Source organism: Mesorhizobium sp. M7D.F.Ca.US.004.03.1.1 (assembly GCF_003998635.1).
In the GTDB taxonomy this organism is placed as follows: Bacteria; Pseudomonadota; Alphaproteobacteria; order Rhizobiales; family Rhizobiaceae; genus Mesorhizobium; species Mesorhizobium loti.
Genome location: NZ_RZQG01001354.1, coordinates 1 through 1,149 on the forward strand (window position 1 = coordinate 1; position 1,149 = coordinate 1,149).

The 1,149-nt window shown below is 62.0% G+C and carries 2 protein-coding genes; both read right to left on the reverse strand.

The genetic code is table 11. The features are described from left to right. On the reverse strand, positions 1 to 768 hold a 768-nt coding region (locus tag EN935_RS37030), incomplete at its 3' end, for a formyl transferase (RefSeq protein WP_127374293.1). Positions 769 to 862: 94 nt separating this feature from the next. After that, positions 863 to 1,149 (reverse strand): DUF4893 domain-containing protein (locus tag EN935_RS37035; protein ID WP_127374294.1); only part of this gene is annotated, 287 nt, incomplete at its 5' end.

Genomic DNA, 1,149 nt, shown 5'->3' on the forward strand with positions numbered 1-1,149 from the left:
TCTGAGGCCCGTCCAGAGATAGAACCAGATCGTCGGGTGATACCATTGTTGCGACGGCAGGCCCGGGTCGACGGTGGCGATTCTTCCCGCCAGCACGTCGCTGACCGCCTCGACGCAGATGTCGCGCGAGAACGCGGCCTGGCGCAGTGCATAGCTGGAGATGGTGTCGCCGCGTTTCGGCTGACCGCGCACCTGTTTCAGCACGGCGCCGGTATCGACGCCGGCATCGACCAGATGAACGGTGGTGCCGAAATTGTGCGGATCGCCTGATGTCAGCGCCCAGTAGCCGCCATTCATGCCGCGGTATTTCGGCGTGATGCCGGCGTGATAGTTGAGCACCGGGCAAGGCATCCTGGCCAGCATGCCCTTCGACAACAGCCTGCAGCCGTTAAGCAGGACAACGCCAGGCTGGATCTTCTCGATCGCCTCAAGGCACTCCGGCCCGTTGGCGGAAGCAACATGGATGATCTTCTGGTCCGGCCGCGGCTCGACATCGAGCTTCTCCTCGGCAATCAGCCGCGCGGCATGGCCGGCGAGGAGCCGCTTGCCAAGCCTGCTCAGCACCATGGTGCCGAGCTGACCGATGGCGGAGATCCAGCCCTTGCGGCGAGCACGGCCAAGCAGCAATTGCTTTTTGGATTCAGGCGTTTCGAGGACGACGCTGACAGGGCCGACGCGGTCGGCGATCGCATTAACGATCGCCCAGACATGCGGGCCGCCTCCGGTGACGATCACGATCGGACGCGTATTGGATTCTGATGCTGCCATGGATATTGCCCCCTCCAAGCAACCCGTTCTCGACAATGGGCGGGATGCTAGGGCGTCCGGGTTAATCCTTGGTGATCAGCTCTTCGACACACGGTCAGCGCTTGAATTCGATGATATCGAGCTTCGATTCGTAATAGGGCGCCGGGAATTCGATGCGCCATTCCTTGGCGCTGTTGCGGAAGGCATAGCCGACCTGGTCGGTTTGCGGCCCGCTGCCATAGGGCTTTGCCGGATCGCTGTTGACATAGAAGGAGCCGAGATAGATCGCGCGTTTCTCGCCGTCGTCGAAGAAACGGCCCTTGGTGCGCTGCGAGCCGCTGATCTTTTCCAGCCGCCAGCCGGAACCGTCGTCGGTCACCTTGCACTTGAACCAGCCATAGA